General features: G+C 62.7%; 24 protein-coding genes. 7 read left to right on the forward strand and 17 right to left on the reverse strand.

Annotation, left to right across the window (positions count from 1 at the left end; translation table 11 throughout):
• Nucleotides 1–68 precede the first annotated feature (68 nt).
• On the reverse strand, nt 69–1,727 hold the full coding sequence (locus tag QPW08_RS04920; protein ID WP_284124626.1) for an amidohydrolase: 1,659 nt from the start codon (nt 1,725–1,727) through the stop codon (nt 69–71).
• Nucleotides 1,724–2,641 carry an NAD(P)-dependent oxidoreductase gene (locus tag QPW08_RS04925; protein WP_284124627.1) on the reverse strand — a complete coding sequence of 306 codons (918 nt, stop codon included), beginning with the start codon at nt 2,639–2,641 and terminating at the stop codon, nt 1,724–1,726. Before QPW08_RS04925 ends, QPW08_RS04920 begins: the two co-directional genes overlap by 4 nt.
• A gap of 84 nt (nt 2,642–2,725) precedes the next feature.
• On the opposite strand from QPW08_RS04925, the gene QPW08_RS04930 reads away from it, so the two are divergent.
• Nucleotides 2,726–3,982, forward strand: coding sequence for a threonine ammonia-lyase (locus tag QPW08_RS04930; protein WP_284124628.1), 1,257 nt, complete (start codon nt 2,726–2,728; stop codon nt 3,980–3,982).
• 159 nt (nt 3,983–4,141) lie between these two features.
• Nucleotides 4,142–4,972: an arginyltransferase gene (locus tag QPW08_RS04935; RefSeq protein ID WP_284124629.1), complete on the forward strand. Its 831-nt coding sequence runs from the start codon at nt 4,142–4,144 to the stop codon at nt 4,970–4,972.
• Nucleotides 4,973–5,009: 37 nt separating this feature from the next.
• Here the strand turns inward: QPW08_RS04935 and QPW08_RS04940 are convergent, their stop codons facing one another.
• The 8 genes from QPW08_RS04940 to QPW08_RS04975 form a co-directional block, all read right to left on the reverse strand.
• Nucleotides 5,010–5,393 carry a hypothetical protein gene (locus QPW08_RS04940; protein WP_284124630.1) on the reverse strand — a complete coding sequence of 128 codons (384 nt, stop codon included), beginning with the start codon at nt 5,391–5,393 and terminating at the stop codon, nt 5,010–5,012.
• 11 nt (nt 5,394–5,404) lie between these two features.
• Complete coding sequence (locus QPW08_RS04945; protein ID WP_284124631.1) at nt 5,405–5,905, reverse strand: hypothetical protein; 501 nt, start codon at nt 5,903–5,905, stop codon at nt 5,405–5,407.
• Between the two features lie 92 nt (nt 5,906–5,997).
• Nucleotides 5,998–7,365, reverse strand: a complete 1,368-nt coding sequence (locus QPW08_RS04950) for a hypothetical protein (protein ID WP_284124632.1) — start codon at nt 7,363–7,365, stop codon at nt 5,998–6,000.
• 200 nt (nt 7,366–7,565) lie between these two features.
• Nucleotides 7,566–8,975 (reverse strand): type I glutamate--ammonia ligase, encoded by a 1,410-nt coding sequence (gene glnA, locus QPW08_RS04955; protein ID WP_284124633.1) that lies wholly within the window; start codon nt 8,973–8,975, stop codon nt 7,566–7,568.
• A 52-nt stretch (nt 8,976–9,027) separates the two neighbouring features.
• Complete coding sequence (locus QPW08_RS04960; RefSeq protein ID WP_284124634.1) at nt 9,028–9,366, reverse strand: P-II family nitrogen regulator; 339 nt, start codon at nt 9,364–9,366, stop codon at nt 9,028–9,030.
• 243 nt (nt 9,367–9,609) lie between these two features.
• The gene (argC, locus tag QPW08_RS04965; RefSeq protein ID WP_284124635.1) at nt 9,610–10,545 is read right to left on the reverse strand and encodes an N-acetyl-gamma-glutamyl-phosphate reductase; all 936 of its coding nucleotides are present in this window, start codon (nt 10,543–10,545) and stop codon (nt 9,610–9,612) included.
• Nucleotides 10,545–10,886, reverse strand: coding sequence for a hypothetical protein (locus QPW08_RS04970; protein ID WP_284124636.1), 342 nt, complete (start codon nt 10,884–10,886; stop codon nt 10,545–10,547). Before QPW08_RS04970 ends, argC begins: the two co-directional genes overlap by 1 nt.
• An 82-nt stretch (nt 10,887–10,968) precedes the next feature.
• Entirely contained in the window at nt 10,969–12,354 is a 1,386-nt protein-coding gene (locus QPW08_RS04975) for a leucyl aminopeptidase family protein (RefSeq protein WP_284124637.1), read from the reverse strand.
• A gap of 66 nt (nt 12,355–12,420) precedes the next feature.
• Between QPW08_RS04975 and QPW08_RS04980 the strand changes: the two genes are divergently transcribed.
• The 3 genes from QPW08_RS04980 to QPW08_RS04990 all read left to right on the forward strand — a co-directional run bounded on the left by QPW08_RS04980 (nt 12,421) and on the right by QPW08_RS04990 (nt 14,478).
• Complete coding sequence (locus QPW08_RS04980) at nt 12,421–13,242, forward strand: DUF4163 domain-containing protein (RefSeq protein WP_284124638.1); 822 nt, start codon at nt 12,421–12,423, stop codon at nt 13,240–13,242.
• A 43-nt stretch (nt 13,243–13,285) separates the two neighbouring features.
• Nucleotides 13,286–14,113 carry a type I methionyl aminopeptidase gene (map, locus tag QPW08_RS04985; RefSeq protein WP_284124639.1) on the forward strand — a complete coding sequence of 276 codons (828 nt, stop codon included), beginning with the start codon at nt 13,286–13,288 and terminating at the stop codon, nt 14,111–14,113.
• Between the two features lie 65 nt (nt 14,114–14,178).
• Nucleotides 14,179–14,478, forward strand: coding sequence for a GIY-YIG nuclease family protein (locus tag QPW08_RS04990; RefSeq protein WP_284124640.1), 300 nt, complete (start codon nt 14,179–14,181; stop codon nt 14,476–14,478).
• A 54-nt stretch (nt 14,479–14,532) separates the two neighbouring features.
• Here the strand turns inward: QPW08_RS04990 and QPW08_RS04995 are convergent, their stop codons facing one another.
• From QPW08_RS04995 to ccmA, 3 genes are all read right to left on the reverse strand, one after another.
• The gene (locus QPW08_RS04995) at nt 14,533–16,239 is read right to left on the reverse strand and encodes a bifunctional sulfate adenylyltransferase/adenylylsulfate kinase (RefSeq protein WP_284124641.1); all 1,707 of its coding nucleotides are present in this window, start codon (nt 16,237–16,239) and stop codon (nt 14,533–14,535) included.
• A 67-nt stretch (nt 16,240–16,306) separates the two neighbouring features.
• Complete coding sequence (locus QPW08_RS05000; RefSeq protein WP_284124642.1) at nt 16,307–16,966, reverse strand: heme exporter protein CcmB; 660 nt, start codon at nt 16,964–16,966, stop codon at nt 16,307–16,309.
• Nucleotides 16,963–17,541, reverse strand: a complete 579-nt coding sequence (gene ccmA / locus QPW08_RS05005; RefSeq protein ID WP_284124643.1) for a heme ABC exporter ATP-binding protein CcmA — start codon at nt 17,539–17,541, stop codon at nt 16,963–16,965. Before ccmA ends, QPW08_RS05000 begins: the two co-directional genes overlap by 4 nt.
• Before the next feature lie 71 nt (nt 17,542–17,612).
• Between ccmA and QPW08_RS05010 the strand changes: the two genes are divergently transcribed.
• Nucleotides 17,613–17,918: a 4a-hydroxytetrahydrobiopterin dehydratase gene (locus QPW08_RS05010; protein WP_284124644.1), complete on the forward strand. Its 306-nt coding sequence runs from the start codon at nt 17,613–17,615 to the stop codon at nt 17,916–17,918.
• Here QPW08_RS05010 and QPW08_RS05015 read toward each other — a convergent pair.
• The 4 genes from QPW08_RS05015 to QPW08_RS05030 form a co-directional block, all read right to left on the reverse strand.
• Nucleotides 17,915–18,952, reverse strand: coding sequence for an alpha/beta hydrolase (locus QPW08_RS05015; protein WP_284124645.1), 1,038 nt, complete (start codon nt 18,950–18,952; stop codon nt 17,915–17,917). The two genes, QPW08_RS05010 and QPW08_RS05015, sit on opposite strands and share 4 nt — an antisense overlap.
• 4 nt (nt 18,953–18,956) lie before the next feature.
• On the reverse strand, nt 18,957–19,766 hold the full coding sequence (locus QPW08_RS05020; protein ID WP_284124646.1) for an SDR family oxidoreductase: 810 nt from the start codon (nt 19,764–19,766) through the stop codon (nt 18,957–18,959).
• A gap of 63 nt (nt 19,767–19,829) precedes the next feature.
• Nucleotides 19,830–21,788, reverse strand: coding sequence for a S9 family peptidase (locus tag QPW08_RS05025; protein ID WP_284124647.1), 1,959 nt, complete (start codon nt 21,786–21,788; stop codon nt 19,830–19,832).
• A gap of 25 nt (nt 21,789–21,813) precedes the next feature.
• Nucleotides 21,814–22,431 carry a DNA-3-methyladenine glycosylase family protein gene (locus QPW08_RS05030; RefSeq protein WP_284126297.1) on the reverse strand — a complete coding sequence of 206 codons (618 nt, stop codon included), beginning with the start codon at nt 22,429–22,431 and terminating at the stop codon, nt 21,814–21,816.
• 89 nt (nt 22,432–22,520) lie between these two features.
• Between QPW08_RS05030 and QPW08_RS05035 the strand changes: the two genes are divergently transcribed.
• Complete coding sequence (locus tag QPW08_RS05035) at nt 22,521–22,838, forward strand: 2Fe-2S iron-sulfur cluster-binding protein (RefSeq protein WP_284124648.1); 318 nt, start codon at nt 22,521–22,523, stop codon at nt 22,836–22,838.
• The last annotated feature ends 38 nt before the right edge of the window (nt 22,839–22,876 follow it).

The following is a 22,876-nucleotide window of genomic DNA, read 5'->3' on the forward strand; positions in this document are numbered from 1 at the left end:
GTGGGGGGTGCAATTGCTAGATCAATGTGAATTTCGGGTTAAAGTTCCGAATTTCCCGATTTGGCCGGTCAGTCCTGCCCGGCCTGGTAAACCCGCTCACCGGCGATCCAGGTCTCCAGCACCCTCGTGGCGCGCAAGTCGCTGGCGCTGGCAAGCATGGGATCGCGATCGACAAATATGAAGTCGGCCCGTTCACCGACGACGAGGCGGCCAAACCGACCTTCGGCAAAGCCTGCGTAAGCGGCATCGGCGGTGAATCCGGCCAGTGCCGCTTCGCGATTGACCCGTTCCTGCGGTAACCAGCCGCCGAACGGCTGACCTTCGGCATCCTCGCGGGTGAAGGCTGTAGCCCATCCGGCGAAGGGATCGGGAGATTCGACCGGCGCATCCGACCCGAACGCCAGCGGTGCGCCCGTGGCTGCGATGCTGGACCAGGCGTAAGCGCCACCGAGCCGGTCGGGGCCCAGCCGGGCTTCGGCCATCAACCGGTCGGAGGTTTGGTGTACCGGCTGCATCGAAGCGATGATGCCATGCTTCCCGAATGCGGCGATGTCGGCGGGGTCGACGATCTGGGCATGTTCGATGCGCCAGCGCCTGTCGCCGCCATAGGTTGCGGCGAGCTCGCCGAAAGCTGCCAGCAGCTCTGCATTGGCGGCATCGCCGATGGCGTGCACCGCTACCTGGAAATTGTCCATCGCCGCGCGGCTGACGAGATTGCGCAGCTGGTCGGGCTTGAGCATCGGCAAGCCGGTGTTGCCGGGGTCGTCATGATAGGGCTGCTTGAGCCATGCCCCACGCGAGCCAAGCGCGCCGTCGAGATAGAGCTTCACCCCGTTGAGGCGGAGCCGGTCGCCGTAGAGCCACTCGCTGGGCCCCGGGCCGCCGATCAGTTCCATCGCTTCTATCCCTGCAGCGTAGGACATGATCCGCAGCTTGAGTGTGCCCCGGTCGCCGGCGCGCCGGAAGGTCTGCCAGTCTTCCAGCGTCGTACCCATGTCAGCGGCGGCGGTGATCCCCATGGCAAGCAGCAAGTCCTGCGCCTTCTGCAAGGCAAGGTCGCGTTCGCGCGGGCGCGGTTCGGGAACGATCGAATAGACGAGGCTGCTGGCCGCATCGACCAGTACGCCCGACGGCGCGCGGGACCCGGCGAGGCGTTCGATCCGCCCACCGCTGGGATCAGCGGTTTGCGCGGATATGCCGGCGCGCTGCATGGCGAGAGTGTTGATCCACGTCGCGTGCCCGTCGACCCGCTCCAGCACCACCGGCCGGTCACCGACCGCCGCGTCTAGCTCGGCAGCGGTAGGGAACCGGCCAAGGCCCCACAGCTCCTGGTTCCAGCCGCGACCGATGATCCACGCCCGACCGGGGTTGGCAGCGGCGAAATCGGCGATCGCCTGCTGCGCTTCCGCCAGCGATCGCGTCTGCGACAGATCAAGCGTCAGCGCGCCGAAGCCGATGCCCATGACATGCAGGTGGGCATCGATCAGGCCGGGGATCACCACTCGGCCCTTGCCATCATAGGCATAGTCGGAAGGCGGCAGGTCAGCCCCGCGGTCGAGCACCTGCAGGATCCTCCCGTCGTCGCTTATCAGCATGGCGGCAAAGCGATCGACCTGGCCCTCTTCGTCGATGCGGATGCCTTCGACATTGTAGACCAGCGAATCGGCCAGTGCCGGGGTTGCAAGCGACAGCGCGGCCAGCGCGGCGACAATTTTCCTGACAATCATGAAGAGCTCTTCCCCTGTTTCGGGCCCTGCGGAAGACGGCGGATTAACGCGCTGGTATCCTGCCGCGCACCACCCATGGCCTGCACCTCTGCGTAGAACTGGTCAACCAGCGCAGAGACTGGCGAACTAAGTCCCAGCCGCCTGGCTTCATCGAGCGCATAGCCGAGGTCCTTTCGCATCCAGTCGATGGCGAAACCGAAATCGAACTCCCCCTGCGCCATGGTGGCCCAGCGATTGTCCATTTGCCAGCTTTGCGCCGCGCCACCGGAGATCGCATCATAGACCGTTTCCATGTCGAGCCCGGACGCTTGCGACAGTCGTACCGCTTCCGACAGGCCTGCCAGTACGCCGGCGATGCACATCTGGTTGGCCATCTTGGTGGTCTGGCCCGCGCCTGCCGCGCCGACATGGACAATCCGTGCGGAGAACGCCTGCATCACCGGGCGCGCGCGCTCGACGGCGTCCTCGCTGCCACCGCACATCACCGCCAGCGCGCCGTTTTCAGCCCCGGCCTGGCCGCCGGAAACGGGGGCATCGACTGCAGCGATTCTGCGTTCGCGTGCTGCCGCATCGACCCGCCGAGCCATATTGGCGGAGACTGTGGTGTGATCGACCAGCAAGCTGCCGGGCGTCATGGCGGGCAGGGCACCTTCGGACCCGAACAGCACTTGCTCAAGGTCCTCGTCATTGCCGACGCAGGTTAGCACCATGTCCTTGTCAGTCGCAGCTTCGGCAGGGGTGGAGGCGGTGCTGACAGAAACGCCTTCACCTGCCAGAGCCTTCGCCCACGCCTCGGCCCTGCTTGCCGTGCGATTGTACCCTGTGACCTCATAACCGGCACGCGCAAGGTGGCCTGCCATCGGCCCGCCCATCACGCCGAGGCCGATGAAAGCTATTGTCCTGATTTCCGTCATGAGGGAGCCGGGTAATGGTAATGTTGGGGCGTGCCAACATTCTTTCGAATTGCCTGCCTCCCACATCACCCCTAGGCCCGCAGCATGGCTACGCAGAATGCAGCGGAAACCGGCAGCGACGACCTGCCTCTCACACTCGAAGACGTGCGCGCCGCAGCGGCCCGCATCGAAGGTTCGGTGGTGCGCACCCCGACCCTGCATTCGATTACGCTGTCGAAGATTACCGGCGCGGAGATATGGCTGAAGTTCGAAAACCAGCAATTTACCGCTGCTTACAAGGAGCGGGGCGCGCTCAATGCGCTGCTGCACCTGACCGATGAGCAGCGCCAGCGCGGGGTGATCGCCGCTTCGGCCGGCAACCACAGCCAGGGGCTGAGTTACCACGGGACAAGGCTGGGGGTCCCTGTGACTATCGTCATGCCGCGCACCACGCCAACTGTGAAAGTGATGCAGACCGAAGCGGTTGGCGGCAAGGTGGTGCTCGAAGGCGAGACCTTTGACGAAGCCAATGCCCACGCACGCAAGCTGGAGAAAGAGCTGGGGCTTACCTTCATCCATCCGTTTGACGATCCGCTGGTGGCAGCAGGACAGGGCACGGTGGCACTGGAATTGTTCACTGATGTGCCCGAGCCGCTCGATTGCATCGTCGTGCCGATCGGCGGCGGCGGGCTCATTTCCGGCATGGGCACGGTCGCCAAGGCGCAGGAACCACCAGTTGAAGTGATCGGGGTCGAAGCCCGGCTGTTCCCTTCTTCCTACAATGCCTACAAGGGGCTGGAACTGCCGTGTGGTGGCGACACCCTGGCCGAAGGGATCGCGGTCAAGGAACCGGGCAAGTTCACTCAGCCCGTGATCGACCGGGTGGTCGACGACATCCTGTTGGTGGACGAGCCGAAACTCGAGGAAGCCGTCAGCCTGTTGCTGCAGATCGAAAAGACTGTCGTTGAAGGGGCTGGTGCGGCGGGCCTTGCGGCTATCCTGGCGCATAAGGACAGGTTCAAGGGCAAGAAGATCGGGCTGGTGCTGTGCGGCGGCAACATCGACACGCGGTTGCTCGCCAACGTCCTGCTGCGCGATCTCGCGCGGACCGGGCGGCTTGCGCGGTTGAGGATCACCTTGCAGGATCGCCCCGGCGCTTTGTTCAAGGTGATGTCGGAGTTCGACGCGCATAACGTCAACATCATCGAGATCTACCATCACCGCATCTTCACCAACCTGCCGGCGAAGGGCCTGATCACCGATATCGAATGCGAAGCGCGCGATTCGGCGCAGCTCGAACGGCTGGTTTCCGGGCTGCGCGGGAAGGGTTACGAGGTCACTCCGGTGGAACTGGCCAAGTAAGGGACAGCTCCCGGCACAATGCTTTCGAAAATTGTGCAAACACTTCAACGGGTAACCGGGTTTTATGGTTAAGGGTCTTTAACCCGCCCATCCTGTCGGGCATAAAAAGTCCATCGCAATGGCACGATGCCGTTGCCTGACAGGAGCACTAGAGCCGCCGTGACTGCCCCCGTTCGCTTTCCCCGCTTTTTCGTGACCAGCCCAGCGCCGTGTCCGTATCTGCCGGGCAAGACCGAGCGTAAGGTTTTCACTGAGCTCAAGGGTCCGCACGCCGACCAGTTGAACGAAGCGTTGGGCCGGATCGGTTTCCGCCGCAGCCAGACCGTTGCCTATCGCCCCAGCTGCATGGACTGCAATGCGTGCGTGTCCGTGCGCGTTCTGGCTGAGGAATTCGCCCCGTCCAGCTCGCAGAAGCGAACTCTCAAGCGCAACAGCGACCTGATTCGTATCGAGTGTCGCCCATGGGCCACCTCTGAACAGTTCGAATTGCTGCGTACCTATCTTGCCTCTCGCCACCCGGAAGGCGGGATGGCGGCGATGGACGAAATGGATTTTGCTGACATGGTCGAGCATACGCCTGTCACCAGCACTGTGATCGAATATCGCGAGCCGACCGAAACTGGCGAGCCGGGCAAGCTCGTGGGTGCCTGCCTGACCGATCGCCAGGGCGACGGGCTGTCGATGATCTACAGCTTTTACGACCCCACCCACACTGCGCGGGACGGGCTCGGCAACTACATCATCCTAGACCACATCCGGCTGGCAGCAGAAGACAATCTGCCGTTCGTCTATCTCGGCTATTGGGTCGAAGGCTCGGGCCGGATGAACTACAAGATCCGCTATCGCCCGATCGAAAGGCTCGGCCCCAAGGGATGGGAACGGCTTTCCCAAGAAGAGCACGACCGCCTCGTCCGACAGGCCGCAACCAAGCGCACCGATGGCGCGCCCGCCAAGATGGAACAGGCGAAGCATTTCAGCACGGCGGGTTAGTCAGCACCTGCTTCGACCAGGTCAGGAATGTAGGGAACTAGATTGCAGGGCCGGTGATGCTGAAGTTTGGCGTCTCTGGCAGCAAAACTGCGGGCACGCCTGCGGCGGCGAGGATCGTTCGCAGCCCGCCCCACAGGGCTCCGGCGACCGCGTTCCAGGCTTTCTCGACTGTGATGACGCTCAACATGGCGATGGACTTCGCCATGTTTTCTGCGTCGCGCTGCATCCCTTCGAGGAAGAACGCGAACAGATCGTCGTCATCGGTCAGGAAGCCATCGGCGCGTTCCTTCGCCAGGTGCTCGGCCTGCTTTGCCAGCATGCGGCCTTGCCGTTCGGCAAATTCCGCAATCGTACCGTAGCCGTCGTGTAGTTCGCCGCGCAGCGCGACCAGCATGTCGTTGAGAATGTCGGCAGCGTCCATGGCCTGCTCCTTCAGCGCTTGAGCGCGTTTTCGACCGTCAGGGCCTGGTCGATCTGGATATCGTAGCGGTTGCGAAAGGCGATGACAGCGCCGGGATCAAGCCCTGCCTGGCGATGGAGTGTCCGCATGCGTTTGAGGGTGGCGATCAGCTCTGCCAGGCTGGCTGGCGACGCATTGACGCAGCCATTGGGATCGCTTTCGGAATTGCAGAAGTTCCGCACGATAGAAAGCTCCTTGAGGCGGGATGCCATGGGAGGGATATAGCGCGTCGAGGCGCGCTGCCTGAGGGCATCGAACCTGCCGATCAGCGAGGCGTATCGATACTCCAGCCTGGCAAAATCCTCCTTGGTTGAGCCATCCTCGATCAAGGCGAACAGGGTTAGCGCGTCTTCATTCGCCGCAGTGAGATTTTCGACCAGAGACTGGTCATACTGCGGGGCCAGGCTCGCCATGCAGGCAGACAGGAGCAGAGCGATGACTGCCAGCAGCGCATTGCGCGCAATAACTATCATTCGGTGATCTCCCATCGGATTCGTAGCACGATTTCGGAGCAGTGTGGCGTGCCTTGGTCGGGAGTGCAAATCGGGTGGTTGGGCGTCGCAGCCTAGCGCTTGCCTTCCAGATGTTGGGCAACCCACCAGGCAACAAAGCTGGAATACGACGGCCACACGCTAAAGCCGGGCCGTGCTTCCCTGGTTGCGAGAGCTGGATCACCCCAGTCTTCGCGCTGGACCAGGTAAACCCGCTTGTCTTTGATCCACAACACGTACCAGCCGCCCTGCGGGTCGCGATAATCGGCCTTCTCCTCGCTCTCCACCACGGCAATAAAGTCCGCACTCATGCCGAACTCTTCAGTGAACAGCCCGGTCCACTTCTTCACGCCACAATAGCGGTCGCCGATGGGATCGCTCAGGAACACATGGGTGCTGTCGTTGAGGATGGCGTCCATGCGGTAGGTCCGCAAGAGATCGAGCGTTGCCGGATCGGCTTTCCAACCGACTTCCTTCAAGGCCTTGGCCACCTTTCCGCGTTCTTGCGCCGGGCGCGCCGCATCGACCTGCTCGCCTTCCCACCAGTCGCGCTGGTCCCTGACATGGGTGTCGATGAATCGCCGGGCCGCCTGCGGATTTTCGATGAGACCGCTCTCTCCATCGGGCACAGGCGGCGGCGCTGTGATTACACCCAGGTGCCGGTCGGATGCCCGGGTCGTTACCGCATCGCTCCCGGCAGGGCAGGTATTGGGCCAGCTATGCCGGTACGTTCCTTGCCAGCCGATCCGTTTGAGGACAGCGGCGAAAATGAAGTCGATGACGTAGGCGTTGTACTCTCCATACCCTTCCATTAGCCCTGCATCGGGATTGCGCCTGGCCTTGCCAAGCCACATCTTTTCATGAGCGGCGAGCATCTCTGCATCCGAGGCAAAACCGCCGGTGAGCGCTTTCACGCAGACCGCATATTCCTCCAGCTTGTATTTCGGGAAACGGTTCTTCAGCCAGGCGTCCTCCAGCGACTGCCAATGGCTCATGTCGAATGCAAATGTGCCGAGACAGCAGTCGAGCAGGTAGTTTTCGAATGCTGGCGAGTAGCCGACATCGACCTGGCTTGTGAGAACCGGGCCCTCCAACCTGGTATCGAGAAGGGCGGCGGCGGTCTTGATCTGGGCTTCGCCAAAATTCTTGTATTCTTCCAGCGACCGCCCGTGTTCCTCGCCAGCGGCAACAAATCTTTGATAGCGCTCGAGGGTCATACGCAGATATTTCTCTGCGTTCACAAGATCCCCCTGTCCCCAATGGAGGTTGGCGATCTTGAAGCAGCGGGCGGGTTGCCGGCTGAGATTACTCAGCGCGAGGTCGGTCTGGCCATCTGCCAGTTGTTGTTCGACCAGTTCGAGAAAGTTCAGCTTGCTTTGGCGGAAATCCCGCCCCTCGAGCATGTCGTGGTTGATATCGAGCAGGTATTCGATCCGGCTCATCTTCGCACGTTTCGCTGAAATCCGACCTTCTTTCGTGAAGTAACGCCTGAAGAAACTGGATAGGCCCATGGGTGTTGGATACTGGCGCTATATTCGATCCGCAAGTCCTGGTGAAGCGCAGCTCATCAATGCCTTGCACCTGACAAGAAAAGGCCGCCCGGTTTCCCGAGCGGCCTCTTGATTGCCGTATTGGCGAGCGCTTACGCGCTGTAATACATGTCGAATTCGACCGGGCCCGGGGTCGTTTCCCAGCGGATCACATCGTCCCATTTCAGTTCCATGTAAGCGTCGATCTGGTCCTTGGTGAACACATCGCCCTTGAGCAGGAACTCATGGTCGGCAGCCAGCGCTTCGAGCGCTTCGCGCAAGGAGCCGCAGACCGTCGGGACGTCAGCCAGTTCGGCCGGCGGCAGGTCATACAGGTTCTTGTCCATGGCATCGCCCGGATGAATCTTGTTGGTGATCCCGTCGAGGCCCGCCATCAGCAGCGCCGAATAGGCGAGGTAAGGGTTCGCCATCGCATCCGGGAAACGGAATTCGACGCGCTTGGCTTTCTCGCCGGCACCATAAGGGATGCGACACGATGCCGAACGGTTGCGAGCCGAATAGGCCAGCAGCACCGGCGCTTCGTAGCCCGGAACGAGGCGCTTGTAGCTGTTGGTGGTCGGGTTGGTGAAGGCATTGAGTGCCTTCGCGTGCTTGATGACACCGCCGATGTAATAGAGGCAGTTCTCGCTCAGCCCGGCATATTCATTGCCGGCGAAGGTCGGTTTGCCGCCGTCCCAGATCGACATGTGGGTGTGCATGCCCGAGCCGTTATCTTCCTTGATCGGCTTGGGCATGAAGGTCGCGGTCTTGCCATAGGCATGGGCAACCTGGTGCACGACATACTTGTAGATCTGCATGTTGTCGGCGGTTTCGACCAGGGTCGAGAAGGTCAGGCCCAGCTCGTGCTGCGCGGCGGCCACTTCGTGGTGGTGCTTATCGCAATTGAGGCCCATCTCGATCATGGTGGCGACCATTTCGCCGCGAATGTCCATCGCGCTGTCGACCGGTGCGACGGGGAAGTAGCCACCCTTGGCGCGCGGACGGTGCGCCATGTTGCCGGCTTCGTATTCCTTGCCCGAGTTGGTCGGCAGCTCGACATCGTCGATGGCAAAGCCCGAACCGGCGTAGCCGTCTTCGAAGCGGACATCATCGAACATGAAGAATTCCGCTTCCGGGCCGACGTAGACAGTGTCGCCGACGCCGGTGGTCTTGAGGTAGGCTTCGGCGCGCTTGGCAGTGGTGCGCGGGTCACGCGCGTACCAGTCGCCGGTCGAGGGCTCGACGATGTCGCAGAACAGGATCATCATCGGCGTAGCGCTGAACGGATCCATGTAGGCACGGTCGAGGTCGGGCTTCAGGATCATGTCGGATTCGTTGATGGCCTTCCAGCCTTCGATCGAGGAGCCGTCGAACATGAGACCGTCTTCGAGTTCGTCTTCACCCATGATGCTGGCGACCATCGAGAGGTGCTGCCACTTGCCCTTGGGGTCAGTGAAACGCAGGTCGACCCATTCGACCTCGTTTTCCTTGATCTGTTTGATGATGTCTTTGGCCTTGGACATTGGGTCTTCCCTTTACTGGTGATGTCTGGAGAAACGGATTGAGGTGGAAACGTCAGATGGCGTCGTCGTCTTTTTCGCCGGTACGGATACGCAGTGCGCTTTCGATGGAGGATACGAAGATCTTCCCGTCGCCGATGCGGCCGGTCTGCGAGGCAGCGGCGATCGCTTCCACTACGCGTTCGGCGTTACTGTCGGGCACGACGACCTCGAGCTTCACCTTGGGCAGGAAGTCGACGACATATTCGGCGCCGCGATAGAGCTCGGTATGGCCTTTCTGGCGTCCGAAGCCCTTGGCCTCGGTCACGGTGATCCCTGAAACGCCCACTTCGTGCAGCGCTTCCTTCACTTCATCCAGCTTGAACGGCTTGATGATCGCTTCGATCTTTTTCATCACGCCATATCCCCCTTGCTCGTCTTACCGACTCGGTGCCGGAGGATTGGTTCCGGGCAACGGCGGTCAGCTGCTTCATAATTCGCCCGCGCACGATCCAAGAATCGTGCCAGAATCATGCGCTGCTCGACTTCCGGCCCGTTGCCTAGGGCAAACGCGAGAGTCGGGGAAGCCGCTTCCGCCAAGCGAGGTCAGGCCTGCTTAATCGGAATCCAACACCTGCCCAATAAATAGGCAGAGTTGTCAGATAAGCCTCAAGCCGGTGCACTCCGGCAGGCCGGCCATGATGTTCAGATTTTGCACTGCGGCACCGCTCGCGCCCTTGCCAAGATTGTCGAGCACGGCGACCAGTCGAGCGTTCCAGCCGCCTTCGTTCCCGAACACATGGAGAGTCATGCTATCGCTCGGTTCGGCATTGCGGTGGATCAGCAGCTCGCTGGCAGTATCTCCGCGCGAAACCATGACTATCGAAGAGCCCTCGTAAAATGCCAACAAGGCATCGCGCAGCGCGTCGGCATGCGGATCATTGGCCATCGCACCTACGTGCAACGGCACTTCCACCACCATCCCTCGATAGGCCGGGACGACAGAGGGGGCGAACAAGACGACGTGATCGAGGCCGGCATGAACCTTCATTTCCGGACCGTGCTTGTGCGCGAGGTTCAGGCCGTAGGTGCGAAAGGCGATATCCGCGCCTTCGCCTTCGAAGCGTTCGATCAGCGCCTTGCCGCCGCCGGAATACCCGCTCACCGCATTGCAGGTGTAAGGCCAGTCGGCAGGCAGTTGGCCTGCGCGAACGAGCGGCGCGACGAGCGCGAGGAAGCCGGTGGGATAGCAGCCCGGATTGCTGACAAAGCGTGCGGAGGAGACCGCATCCCGGCCGACCAGCTCGGGAAACCCGTAGGTCCAGCCATCGGCCACGCGATGCGCGGTCGACGCGTCAATCACCCGTGTCTTGCTGGACGGATCGATCATTGCCACCGCTTCGATAGCAGCGTCATCGGGCAAGCACAGGATAGCGAAATCGCTGTCGTTGAGCGCTTCGCGCCGCGCCGCCGGGTCCTTGCGCCGGGCATCGTCGAGCACCACCAGCTCGAACTCATTGCGATCCGCCAGCCGGTCGCGGATTTCGAGGCCGGTGGTCCCGGCCGCGCCATCGATGAAGACGGTATGGGCCATCAGAGATCGAAAGCGGAGCGCTTTACATAGCCGCTCGGACCATCAGGCCCGCAGCTGCCCCAGACCCAGCTGGCCGTCACATCGAGGGCTTCGAACACATCGCCGGTCTCCAGCGTGCGGAGCACTTCGGACCCCTCATCCTCGGCCAGCAGCAAGGCCACTGGGCCATGCGCAACCGTCATTGCATTGGGCACGACATAGTGCGGCACGAGATAGCGATCGGCGAGCGCGATATGCGCGACATCGCCGCGGATCGGCAGCGTGCCGGGAGCGGGCCGGTCGACCGGCCCGCTCAGCGACAACTGGCCTTCGGGAATCGGATAATGTGCGCCTTCGCTCACCGCAGTCGATCAAACCCTGTTTGCGTTCTCAATTTCGCGCTTAGACGCCGCGCCCGCGCCGGGCAAGCGCGCCGCCAAAGCCTTACCCAGCGGTGAAGCGTTCCTGCAACATGCGCCAGCTGGCCCTTAGCCCGTAAGCCTCGCCACCCTTTGGGCGGCCGGGCTTGGCGAAGGGGCGCCAGGCGAAGGTGTCGAAATGGGCCCAGTCGATATCTTCGCTCACGAAGCGATCGAGAAATAGCCCAGCAACGCTGGCCCCGGCATAGGCATTGCCATGCGCGTTGTTGAGGTCGGCGATGTCGGATTTGAGCCATTCGCGATAGGCATCGGGAAGCGGCAGGCGCCACGGCTCATCGTCGCAGGCCTTGCCCGCAGCAATCAGCGCGTCTGCAGTCTCGTCACGGCGGGTCATCAGCGCCGGCAGGTCCGGACCTAGCGCCACGCGTGCTGCACCTGTCAGTGTGGCGAAATCGATGATCAGCTCTGGTTTTTCCTCGCTCGCCCGGGCCAGCGCATCGCCGAGGATCAAGCGACCCTCGGCGTCGGTGTTACCGATCTCGACCGTCAGCCCCTTGCGTGTCTTGAGCACGTCGCCGGGGCGGAAGGCATTGCCGGAAATGGCGTTCTCGACTGCGGGAACCAGCAAGTGCAGCCGCACCGGCAAATTGCCGCCCATGACCAGGTCAGCGAGTGCAATTGCATGCGCCGCGCCGCCCATATCCTTCTTCATCAACTTCATGCCGACAGCCGATTTGATATCGAGGCCGCCGCTGTCGAATGCCACGCCCTTGCCGACGATGGCGAGGACCGGGTTTTTCTCCTTGCCCCAGGTCAAATGCATGATCCGCGGTGCGTGCTTGCGATCCGCCGCCCGGCCCACGGCGTGGACCATCGGATATTCCTTCTCCAGCGTATCGCCCTTGGTCACGCTGAGCTTGGCGCCGTGCTTCTTGGCGAGCTTTTCGATTTCCTCTTCGATCGCTGCCGGGCCCATGTCCTCGGCCGGGGTGTCGACCATGCGGCGGACAAGGTGCACCGCTTCAGCCTCAGCGACTGCGGAAGCGATAGCCTTGACCTCTTCGGTCAGCAGCACGCGCGGACCCTGCGCCTTGTCGTCATCCTTGTAGCGGGTGAAACGGTATTGCGCGGTGAGCCAGCCAAGCATGGCTGGGCCGATCTTGCCGTTCTTCAGCCTGTAGGTGCCCTCGGGAAGCACCTCGGCCAGTTTGGCAAGGCACCAGCTGGAGAGGTCTTCAGGGTTGGCGACACCACCGACTGCAAACCAGCTGTCGCCATCGGGTACGATGCCGACCTGGTAACCGCCCCCGTCAAATTTCTGCGCCGCGAGCGCCGCACGCTGACCAGCTCCGAGCGATTTGCTCCAGTCAGTGAAGGTTTTTTCGTTGACCAGTTGGATCGGGACGGCGTCTTGCCCGCGATCGGGCTGGATAAGTTCAGCTTCAGTCATTTAATGTCCGTTTTGGTAAGCGCGTTTCAATGGTAATGGGTAGCGCGTGAATAGGAGTCAAACTCGATGATGCGTTTCGCCGTGCTGATTGCGCCTGCCATGGTGCTGGCCGCATGCGATCTTTCCGGAGAGGCAACCGATGGTGCGGGAAAGGACGATGGGGCTGCGGTTGCCACACCTGCTCCAACCGCTTCGGCCTCGGCCGCGCCTGATGCCGAAACGCCGGTCGAAGCCGTCAATATCAGCGAGGAATCAGCGCTCTTCAGCTTCGAATTTGCCTACCCCAAGGAAGTGGCCGCGATCCCGGCACTGAAAGCTCGGCTTGACAAGGACATGGCGGATGGTCGCGCGGCGCTTGAAAGCCAGGCCCGCCAGGCAAGTGCCGACTCCAAGGAGCAAGGCTTCCCTTACAACGCTTATGCCGAGGGGACCGAGTGGCAAGTCGTCGCCAATACACCGCGCTACCTGAGCCTGTCGGCCCAAATCTACAGCTACACCGGTGGTGCGCACCCGAACCACGGAACCTCCGCGCTGGTTTGGGACCGTGAAAGCAACCGCGCGCTCAAGCCGGTCGATTTCTTCGTATCGCCCGATGCGCTGAACGGGGCAGTAGAGAAGGCCTATTGCGCCGAGCTCAACAGGCTGCGGGCCGAGCGCAGGGGCGAAGTCGATGGCAGCGGATATTTCAGCGAGTGCCCCGGAGTGGGCGAGCTGACCGTCCTGCTGGGATCGTCAAACCGCAAGGCATTCAACCGCATCGGCTTTATCGCCGACCCTTACGTCGCCGGCTCCTATGCTGAGGGCGATTATGAAGTGACCTTGCCGGTGACCAAGGAGATACTCGCCGCAGTGCGCCCTGCCTTTCGCGACGCTTTCGCGGTTCGCTAGCGCGCACTCGCAATTTCGGCTGCCAGTCGCTACATACCGGCGCATGAGTGAATACCAGGTCATAACCAGCGACGACGACGTCCAGCGCGACGGCACCATCAAGCTCCACGGCCCCGACGGGTTCGAGGGCATGCGCAAGGCTGGCCGGCTGGCCGCCGAAATCCTCGACGAAGTGGCCGATTTCGTGAAGCCCGGCGTTACCACCGGCGAGATCGACGATCTCGTGCGCACCATGACGCTCGATGGCGGCGCGGTACCGGCGACGATGGGCTATCGCGGCTATGCGCACAGCTGCTGCACCTCGATCAACCACGTCATCTGCCACGGCATCCCGGGCGACAAGGTGCTGAAGGATGGCGACATCATCAATGTCGACGTGACCCCGCTGCTTGACGGCTGGCATGGCGACACCAGCCGTATGTTCTTCGCCGGCGAACCGTCGCTGAAGGCGCAGAAGCTTGTCGAAGTGACCTATGAATGCCTGATGCTGGGGATCGAAGCGGCGTCGAAGCCCGGCGCTCGGCTCGGCGATATTGGAGCCGTGATCGAAGCGCACGCGCGCCAGCACCGCTATGGCGTGGTCCGCGAGTTCTGCGGCCACGGCCTCGGCCGCCTGTTCCACGACGCGCCGGAAGTGGTCCACGCTGCGCGGGCGGGGACAGGGCCGGAGCTCAAGCCCGGCATGTTCTTCACCATCGAACCGATGATCAATCTCGGCAAGCCTTGGGGCAAGGTCCTCAAGGACGGCTGGACCGCAGTTACGCGTGACAAATCGCTAAGCGCGCAGTTCGAACACTCGTTGGGTATTACGGAAGACGGGATCGAGATCTTTACCGCGAGCCCGACCGGGAAGCACAGGCCGCCGTATTAGGCGATTTCCATCAACACCGTCACCCCGGGCTTGACCCGGGGTCCCACTTCCTTCTTCCTCGCGCGATGGGCGAAGAAGGCAAAGGCGGTTGGGTCTACATAATGGCCGATGTCTATCGCGGCACCATGTATGTCGGCGTTACAGCGCATCTGTCGGAGCGGATCACGCAACATCGCGAAGGCAATGGGTCGGATTTCTGCGCCAAATACGGGCTCACGCGCCTCGTTTGGGCAGAGCGCGGGGACGACATTCATGCCTGCATTGAGCAAGAGAAGCGCATCAAGAAATGGCGGCGTGAGTGGAAGTTCGAGTTGATCGAACGCGCCAATCCTGAGTGGGAGGATTTGTTCGATACGCTGATCTGAAAGGCAGTGGGACCCCGGCTCAAGGCCGGGGTGACGTAGGGAACTGGAACTGGCCTAAGCCCCCAAATACCCCAGTTTCTCCAGCTTCAGCAGCACCTGCTGCGCGGCCTGGTCGATGGTGATATCGGTCGTGTCGATCCGCATTTCGGGGTCTTCCGGCTCCTCGTAAGGATCGGAAATGCCGGTGAACTCCTTGATCACGCCCGCGCGGGCCTTGGCGTAGAGGCCCTTGCGGTCGCGGGCTTCGCACACTTCCAGCGGAGTGTTGACGTGGATCTCGAGGAATCCGCCGAGCGGCTCGATCAGTTCGCGGACCACGCGGCGGCTGCCGGAATAGGGTGCGATCGGGGCGCAGATGGCGATGCCGCCATTCTTAGTGATCTCGCTCGCGACATAGCCGATCCGCTCGATGTTGAGATTGCGGTGCTCCTTGGAGAAGCCGAGCTCGCTGGAGAGGTTCTTGCGCACCACGTCGCCGTCGAGCAGCGTCACGCGGCGACCACCCATCTCCATCAGCTTGGTCATGACCGCATTTGCGATGGTCGATTTGCCGCTGCCGGAAAAGCCGGTGAAGAACAGCGTGAAACCCTGTTCGGTGAGCGGAGGATGCCGCTCGCGCAGCACCTTCACGACTTCGGGGAAGCTGAACCAGTCGGGCAGTTCGAGATTGTGCTTTAGCCGCCGCCGCAGCTCGGTGCCGGAGATGTTGAGCTGGGTCTCATGGCTCTGGACCTCGTCCACCGGTGCATATTGCGCCCGCTCTTGCACATAGACCATCTGCTTGAATGGCACCAGGCTGATGTCGAGCTCTTCCTGATGCTCGACGAACAGGTCCTGCGCGTCATACGGCCCGTAGAAATCCTCGCCGTTCGAATCCTTGCCCGGCCCGGCATGGTCGCGCCCGATGATGAAATGCGTGCAGCCGTAATTCTTGCGGATGATGCCGTGCCACACCGCCTCGCGCGGGCCGGCCATGCGCATGGCGAGCGGCAGGAGCGAGAGCGCGCTGGTCTGGTCAGGGTAATGCGCCATCAGCTTCTCGTAGCAGCGCACGCGGGTGAAATAATCGATGTCGCCCGGCTTGGTCAGGCCCACCACCGGGTGCAGCAGCAGGTTCGCCTCGGCCTCGCGCGCGGCGCGGAAGGTTAGCTCCTGATGCGCGCGGTGGAGCGGGTTGCGGGTCTGGAAGGCGACGACCTTGCGCCAGCTCCACTTGGCGAACAGGTCGCGCAATTCCTGCGGACTGTGGCGGTTATGCGTGAAGTCGAAATGGCGCGGGGCCTGCACGCCTTTCAATTTGCCGCCGAGATAGACCGGGTTCGAATGGTTGAGCAGCCGATCGACTTCGGGATGCTTGTCATCGGTCGTGCCGAGCACGCCTTCGCATTCGGCACGCTTGTCGGGCGTCCACTTGTCGCTGATGGTCATGGTGGCGACGAGCACGCCTTCGCGGTCACGCAGGGTTATGACATCGCCTTCGCTCACCGTATCGGCGAACTCCTGCGTCACATCCATGGTGATCGGGATCGGCCACAGCAGGCCGTTAGCAAGCCGCATGTCTGAGACGACGCTGTCGTAATCGGCCTTGCCCTGGAAGCCCTCGAGCGGGGAGAAGCCGCCATTGAGGATCAGTTCGATATCACACAGCTGGCGCGGGGTCAGGTCCCAGCTGGGCCAGTCCTTGGACCTGGCTTTTTCCTCGGCAGCCTCCTCTGCGTTCAAATAGAGGTTCTTCAGCTCGCCGCCGTGCGGTTCCTTCAAGGCTCCCAAGTCGTCTCTCCCGAATCGATTTTTGCAAATGTGATCAAAGCATAGATCGGCGTCCGGCTCACCCCCCGCGTGCGGCGCGGATCGCGGCACCGGCGGCGAAAGGGGCAATGGCGCAGAGGGCGAGGCTGATCGCTCCGGCGAGCGCGATGCCGGTGGTGTCGCCCTGCGCCAGGCTGCCCGCGCCGAAGATCAGAATCGGGACCGCCAGCGGCAGCAGCAACAACCCGCCCAGCGCCGCACCTGCGCGCAAGCTTGCCATCAGGCTGGCAACGATCAGGCCGATACCGGCAAGACCGGGCGTGCCTGCCAGCAGGCCGAGCAGCACCAGCCGGGTCGTAGCACCGTCCAGCCCCAGCAAAGCGGCAGCGGGGAAGCATGCCAACAGCAAGAGCGGCGCGAAGGCCAGCCAATGCGCTAGCAGGCGGCTGGCCATGGTCACTTCCTCGGCAATGCCGCGCAGCGCGAACTGGTCGAACACTCCTTGCGTCAGGTCCTCGGTCACCAGCCGGTCGAGCGGCAGGATCGCGGCGAGCAGGGCAGCGACCCACAACACCCCGCCCCCGGTCCGCGCCAGCAGCGGCGCATCCGGCCCGACTGCGAATGGATAGAGCATCGCCACCGCGAGGAAGAACAGCAGCGGCAGGATCGCCCCGCCGCGCGAGCCCCCTGGCAGGAGCAGCGCGAGGTCGCGCCGGAGCAAGCTGCCGAACACGCTCATGGGGTGAAGTCCCCGATGGCGAGCGTCTGTGTCGCCACCCCGGTTGGCTGGTGCGACGCGATCACGCAGATGCCGCCGCCGCTGCAATGCAGCTTCACCAGCACTTCGACCTTCTCGCAGGCTCCACTGTCGAGCCCGTTGAAAGGCTCGTCGAGCAACCAGATTTCGTGGCTCTTGCAGAGCAGTCGGGCGAAGGCGGCGCGCTTGCGCTGGCCGGTGGAGAGGTAGCGCACCGGAATATCCAGCAGCGGCGCAAGTTCCATCGTCGATAGAGCCAACGACGGGTCGCTGCACCCGTCGAGCCGTTCCCAGAACTCCAGCGCCTTGCCCAGCGTCCAGTCGGGATCGAGCGCCAGCCGCTCGTCGATCATGGCCATTGCGCCCGCACTTTCGACCGCGCCTTCGAGTGGGCGCAGAAGGCCGGCCAGGATGCGGATCAGGCTGGACTTGCCGGTGCCGTTGGGGCCGGTCACATGCAACGCAGCGCCTGCCTCCAGCGCGAAGTTGAGACCGGTGAACAGCAGCCGGTCGCCGCGACGGCAGGCAAGGTTGCGTGCGGCGAGTGTGGCTTGCATGGGCCGAGGCGATAAGCCAAAGCCTGCTCCATCACAAGTTACCCGCACACGCCCACCGCACGAGGATGCCCATGACCGTCGCCAAGCTGACCGAGGAAGAACGCACAAGCTGGCTCGCCGCGCTCAAGGGCTGGGAACTGGCCGAGGGCAAGGATGCCATCTTCCGCAGCTTTGCGTTCAAGGATTTCAGCGAAGCCTGGGGCTTCATGAACCGTGTCGCGCTTTTGGCCGAAAAGCAGGACCATCATCCCGAATGGTTCAACGTCTACAACCGGGTCGAGATCACGCTGACCACGCATGATGCCGATCCCGAGAATGGCGGGGCGCTGTCGCTGCGCGATGTGACCATGGCCAAAGCGATAAACGCGCTGGTCTAGCGGTCGAGGTTACCTTCGCGTGGAAGTGGGCCGAGCTCGTATAGCAAGCAACGGTAATACAGCCCTTCGCGCCCGCGTTCGGCTGCGCCGGGAGTGATGCGCAAGCTGTTGTCGCCGGTGCATTCGGTGTCGAGCAAGGCCTGCTCTTCCGCTGTACGTTCGGTGATGGGCGGGCCGCCGATCAAGGGATAGGCCTTGTATTCGCGCATTGGCGAGCCGTAGAGCGCGCGCAAGGCGTCGAGTGCCATCGGGTGGTACAATGTGCCGTGAGTCTCGCTGTCGCCAGCATCTACGAAAGTCCATTGCAGCCCTGCCGGCGCGCTTGTGCGCAAGGCGTGGATCAGCTGCTCTGTCCCTTCGCGATGCCAGTCGCCTTCGGAGGCCGACGTCAGATAGAGCCGACGCTTGCCCGGTGGGGGCCTGGCGAAATAGCTCCTCGCTTCTCGTCCGTATTTCATCTCTTCCCACCACATGGAAGGCGAGATTGCGATGTAGTCGTCGAACAGCGTGGGGTCTTCCAGCAATGTCTCGACCACGAACAGAGCGGCTAACGATTCGCCCATGACCGTGCCATTGCCCTCGGTACGGAAGCTGGCTTCGATCCTCGGCTTCAACTCTTCGCGCAGGAATCTTCGATAGTCCGTCGAGCCGCCCGGAACGGCACCGAGCGCTTCTTCATAAGGCTTGTGATCTGCGGCCGAAGGCGCAAAGAAGTGGCGACGATTGACGCTCTGGATGCCAACCAGGATGAACGGATCGAACGAGTAGTTCATCTCGCGGCTCTGGACGATTCCGGCGATGTGCTCGAAATCTTGCTCCGGCCCGCCATCGAGCAGGTACAAAACGCGGAATCGCCTTTCGGGTTCGCTGGCATACTCGACAGGAAGCCTCACGACGAGCTTGCGCTCGCCGTCGAGCACGTTCGACGTGATTGTATAGACCGTGGCAGGGGAGAAGGGCTCACCCGGTGGAAGTTCCGCCTGGGCAGGGCCAGCCAGCCCCACCAGCAGCATCAGCGCGACCAGCAAACGCAAGAGGTCAGTCTCCCAAGAGCTGCATGTTGGCCCGGTCGCGCGACTGCTTGCGCACGCGGCCCGGCATCCAGCGGGCGGCGAACTTGATGCGCTTGGCGGTCTTGCCCACCGGCCAGTGAAGCTGGTCCTCATGCACTGCGCGCCACGCCGCTTCTGCCACTTTCTCAACCGGGGTAATTTCCAGCCCGGACGCCTGTACCCGGTTGCGGATATGCTCATTGGTGCCGGCATTGGGCACCATGTCGAGCAGCGGTGTGTCGATGAAGCTGGGCATCAACGAACGGACATTGATGCCGAAGCCGGCCCATTCGCCGTCGAGGCTCTCGGTGATCCCGCGGACGCCGAACTTGGTAGCGCAATAGACCGAGCCGCCCGGGCTGCCGTAGATGCCCGCTGCGCTGGCGGTGTTGAGCAGGCAGGAGCCGGGCGCGGTCTTCCTGAGGTGCGGGAAGGCCGCCTGCGCGCCGAACAGCACGCCCTTGAGATTGATGTCGAGGCAGCGGGTGATCTCGTCCTCACTGTTTTCGACCAGCGAGCCGCCGATGGGGATGCCGGCATTGTTTGCCAGCACATCGATCCTGCCGCCGGCGGCCTGCGAGAACGCCTCCAGAGCTGCATCCCACGCCGCGCGGTCGCGCACGTCGAGATGGTGGATCGAGCAGTTCTCTGCGCCGATCAGCCGCGCCGTTTCGGCCATGCCGCTGTCGCTGATGTCGCCCAGGCCGACGAACCAGCCTTCGGCTGCGAATTTCTGCGCGATGGCGCGGCCGATGCCGCTGCCGCCGCCGGTGATGAAGATGCTCTTGCGCGCCATGGTGTCCTCTCCCGAAAGGTGTCGGGAGGGACTGTGCACCAGAGCGTTGCGGAGTGAAACCCTTTATCCAGCCGCTTCGAGCAGGCCTTCCACGAACTCCGCGCCTTCGGGGATCTGCGCGGTCGATTGTGTCACCGTATCGCCGATCGGCTCGGCCCGCCCGCCAAGGTTGGTGGCGAGGAAATTTTCCGTCACAGCGGTGAAGGCGATGTTGTTGCTGGGCTTGGCGAAGCCGTGGCCTTCGTCGGGGTAAAGGACATAGGTGACCGGGATCCCGGCGTCCTTCATCGCGCTGACGATCTGGTCGCTTTCGGGCTGCTTGACGCGCGGATCGTTGGCGCCTTGCGCGATCAGCAGCGGGCGGACGATCTCGCCGGCCTTGTAGAGCGGGCTCCGCTCCTTGATCAGCGCCAGGCCTTCCTCGGTGTTCGGATTGCCCATGCGGGTGTGGAACTGCGCCACCATCGGTTCCCAATAGGGCGGGATCGATTCCAGCAGCGTTTCGAGATTGGACGGACCCACGATATCGACCCCGCAGGCGAACACCTCGGGCGTGAAGGTCAGGCCCGCCAGCGTGGCATAGCCGCCATAGGAGCCGCCCATGATCGCGATCTTCTCGCGCGGGGTGATCCCGCTTGCGACCGCCCATTCGACCGCATCGATCAGGTCGTCATGCATCTTGCGGCCCCATTCGAGATTGGCCGCATTGACGAAGGACTTGCCGAAACCGGTCGAGCCACGGAAGTTGACGGAGAGCACAGCATAGCCGCGATTGGCGAGCCACTGGTGGTGACCGTTGTAGCCATAGCCATCGCGCGCCCACGGCCCGCCATGCACCAGCAGAACCATCGGCACCGGCGCGTCGGGCACGCCGTCGCCATCGCTGTCGCTGCCCGGCGGCAAGGTGAGATAGGAAGGCAGGGTGAGCCCGTCGCGGCTGGTCAGCTCCAGCGTATGCATCGGCTGCAGCGGCGCGCCTTCAAGCTCGGGGCGGGTGGTGTAGAGCTTCGTCAGCGTGCCTGCATCGCGATCGTAGAGATAGCTCGCCGCGGGCTTCACCACCGGATCGTTGGCGACGATCCACTTGCGGTCATCGTCGGTTCGGCTGGATATGCCGAACTCGCCTTCGAGCTCGCCGCGCAGGAAATCGAAGGCGGCCTTGATGTCGGGATCGAGCGCAGTCCATTCGCGCTTGAGATAGGTCGCGCTCCACGCCAGCACTTCGCCGGTGTCCTTGTGCCTCAGCGTGCCGCCGATATCGGCGCGCGGGTCTTCCGCGACTAGGCGGCTGGTGCCGCTGTCCCAGTCCATAGCGAACAGCGCGGCGGTATTCCGTCCTTCGCTGTCGAGCCAGTACATGGTCTTGCCGTCGCGGGTGAAGCCCGCGGGGGAGGTGGTCAGCGCATCGTCGATCCCGGTCGACTTGAAAGCCTCGGCATCGACCGCATTGTCGACAACCTTGAAATAGTCGGTGCCGCCCTCGGCATTGGGCAGGATCGCCAACCGTAGTTGCAGGTCGTCATCGGCCACGAAGCCGGCGTAGGCATTGTTCTCCAGCACCAGCGTCAGCTCGCCCGTGTTGAGATCGAGCAAATGGACATCGTGGAACCGCGGATCGCGGTTGTTGAGGCCTATCAGGATGCGGTCCTTGTAAGTGTCGGACCCGCCAACCAGCATCACGCGTGTCTCCTCGAAGGGAGTCAGCGTGGTCTCCTTCCCGGTCTCTACATCGATACCGTAGAGCAGGAAGTTCTCGTCGCCACCCTTGTCCTGGATATAGAGCAGGCTGCGGCTGTCGGGCGCCCACATATAGTCGCGGATCGGGCGTTCCTTATCGTTCGACATCGCGCGCGCCGCGTCGGGATCATTCGCTGGGGCCATCCAGATATTGAGCACACCATCGCGCGGCGCGAGCCAGCTCAGCCACTTGCCGTCGGGGCTGATCTGCCCCCCGGCGCGGGTCGGGTTGCCGAACAGGTGCTCGCGCGGGATGAGCGGGAAGGCTTCGATGCTGGAGGTCATGCAGGGTCCGTTTTTGGATGGAAGTTCAGATCGCTTCCATATTGTAGGTATGCCAAGCGAAGATTGCGACCGCCCCGCGATGCGGTCGCCAGGCCTCTGCGACTTCGCGCACCAGCTTCTCCTTGGGCATTTCATCGTGCCCCAGCAGGCGGCCGACGGCCTTCTGCACGGCCAGGTCACCCGCTGGCCAGATGTCCGGACGGCCTTCTGCGAACAGCAGATAGATTTCGGCAGACCACCGACCGATGCCCTTGATGCGGGTCAGGTGTTCGATGGCTTCCTCGTCGTCGGAGGGAAGGCCCTCGAAATCGAGCTCGCCGCTTTCGACCAGTTCGCACAGCGAGCGGGCATAGCCCTGCTTCTGTCGCGACAGGCCGCAGGCGCGCAGCGTGTCGAAGTCGCGCTTCAGCAGGCAGGAAGGCGTGAAATCCTCGCCCAGTTCCGCCTCCAGCTTGTTCCACATCGATGTTGCCGCAGCGACGGAGACCTGCTGGCCGACGATGGTGCGCAGCAGGGTCTTGTAGCCGGTCGGGCGGATGCGCGGTTCGGGATAGCCCGCGATCTTGAGCGCATCGCCGATGCGCGGCTCGCGGGTCGCGATCTCATCCAGTCCGTCGCGGATCTGTGGTGCGGTCAGTCCCAATTGGAAACCCTCTCTTGCGTTCACGGGTTGCACCGCTTAGCAGCGCGGGCAAAGGGCCGATAGGCCGATCAATCGATACGGAGTTAGCAATGCCAAAACTGGTAGTGGTCAATCGTGATGGAGACGAAAGCACCATCGAGGTCGAAGATGGCCTGACCGTGATGGAAGCCATCCGCGACAATGGTTTCGACGAACTGCTGGCCCTGTGCGGTGGCTGTTGCTCGTGTGCGACCTGCCATGTCCATGTCGATCCCGCATCGATGGACAAACTTCCGACCATGAGCGAGGACGAGGACGACCTGCTCGAATCCTCCGACCATCGCGAAGCCAATTCACGCCTGTCGTGCCAGATTCCGTTCACTGCCGATCTCGACGGGCTGAAGGTTACTATCGCCCCTGAAGATTGATCTATCTTGGCGCAGGTGGGGGGAGCGCCTAACTCGCT

The sequence above is a fragment of the Parerythrobacter aestuarii genome (assembly GCF_030140925.1).
GTDB lineage: Bacteria > Pseudomonadota > Alphaproteobacteria > Sphingomonadales > Sphingomonadaceae > Parerythrobacter > Parerythrobacter aestuarii.

Excerpts from the sequence above, each read along its gene's own strand:
- argC (WP_284124635.1), bottom strand. The coding sequence starts at position 10,545 with ATGGCCCATACCGTCTTCATCGATGGCGCGGCCGGGACCACCGGCCTC.
- map (WP_284124639.1), top strand. The coding sequence starts at position 13,286 with ATGAGTGAATACCAGGTCATAACCAGCGACGACGACGTCCAGCGCGAC.
- QPW08_RS04980 (WP_284124638.1), top strand. The coding sequence starts at position 12,421 with ATGATGCGTTTCGCCGTGCTGATTGCGCCTGCCATGGTGCTGGCCGCA.
- QPW08_RS05010 (WP_284124644.1), top strand. The coding sequence starts at position 17,613 with ATGACCGTCGCCAAGCTGACCGAGGAAGAACGCACAAGCTGGCTCGCC.
- QPW08_RS04945 (WP_284124631.1), bottom strand. The coding sequence starts at position 5,905 with ATGATAGTTATTGCGCGCAATGCGCTGCTGGCAGTCATCGCTCTGCTC.
- QPW08_RS05025 (WP_284124647.1), bottom strand. The coding sequence starts at position 21,788 with ATGACCTCCAGCATCGAAGCCTTCCCGCTCATCCCGCGCGAGCACCTG.
- QPW08_RS04920 (WP_284124626.1), bottom strand. The coding sequence starts at position 1,727 with ATGATTGTCAGGAAAATTGTCGCCGCGCTGGCCGCGCTGTCGCTTGCA.
- glnA (WP_284124633.1), bottom strand. The coding sequence starts at position 8,975 with ATGTCCAAGGCCAAAGACATCATCAAACAGATCAAGGAAAACGAGGTC.
- QPW08_RS04950 (WP_284124632.1), bottom strand. The coding sequence starts at position 7,365 with ATGAGCCGGATCGAATACCTGCTCGATATCAACCACGACATGCTCGAG.
- QPW08_RS04990 (WP_284124640.1), top strand. The coding sequence starts at position 14,179 with ATGGGCGAAGAAGGCAAAGGCGGTTGGGTCTACATAATGGCCGATGTC.
- QPW08_RS04925 (WP_284124627.1), bottom strand. The coding sequence starts at position 2,641 with ATGACGGAAATCAGGACAATAGCTTTCATCGGCCTCGGCGTGATGGGC.
- QPW08_RS04975 (WP_284124637.1), bottom strand. The coding sequence starts at position 12,354 with ATGACTGAAGCTGAACTTATCCAGCCCGATCGCGGGCAAGACGCCGTC.
- QPW08_RS05000 (WP_284124642.1), bottom strand. The coding sequence starts at position 16,966 with ATGAGCGTGTTCGGCAGCTTGCTCCGGCGCGACCTCGCGCTGCTCCTG.
- QPW08_RS05020 (WP_284124646.1), bottom strand. The coding sequence starts at position 19,766 with ATGGCGCGCAAGAGCATCTTCATCACCGGCGGCGGCAGCGGCATCGGC.
- QPW08_RS04940 (WP_284124630.1), bottom strand. The coding sequence starts at position 5,393 with ATGGACGCTGCCGACATTCTCAACGACATGCTGGTCGCGCTGCGCGGC.
- ccmA (WP_284124643.1), bottom strand. The coding sequence starts at position 17,541 with ATGCAAGCCACACTCGCCGCACGCAACCTTGCCTGCCGTCGCGGCGAC.
- QPW08_RS04960 (WP_284124634.1), bottom strand. The coding sequence starts at position 9,366 with ATGAAAAAGATCGAAGCGATCATCAAGCCGTTCAAGCTGGATGAAGTG.
- QPW08_RS04930 (WP_284124628.1), top strand. The coding sequence starts at position 2,726 with ATGGCTACGCAGAATGCAGCGGAAACCGGCAGCGACGACCTGCCTCTC.
- QPW08_RS05035 (WP_284124648.1), top strand. The coding sequence starts at position 22,521 with ATGCCAAAACTGGTAGTGGTCAATCGTGATGGAGACGAAAGCACCATC.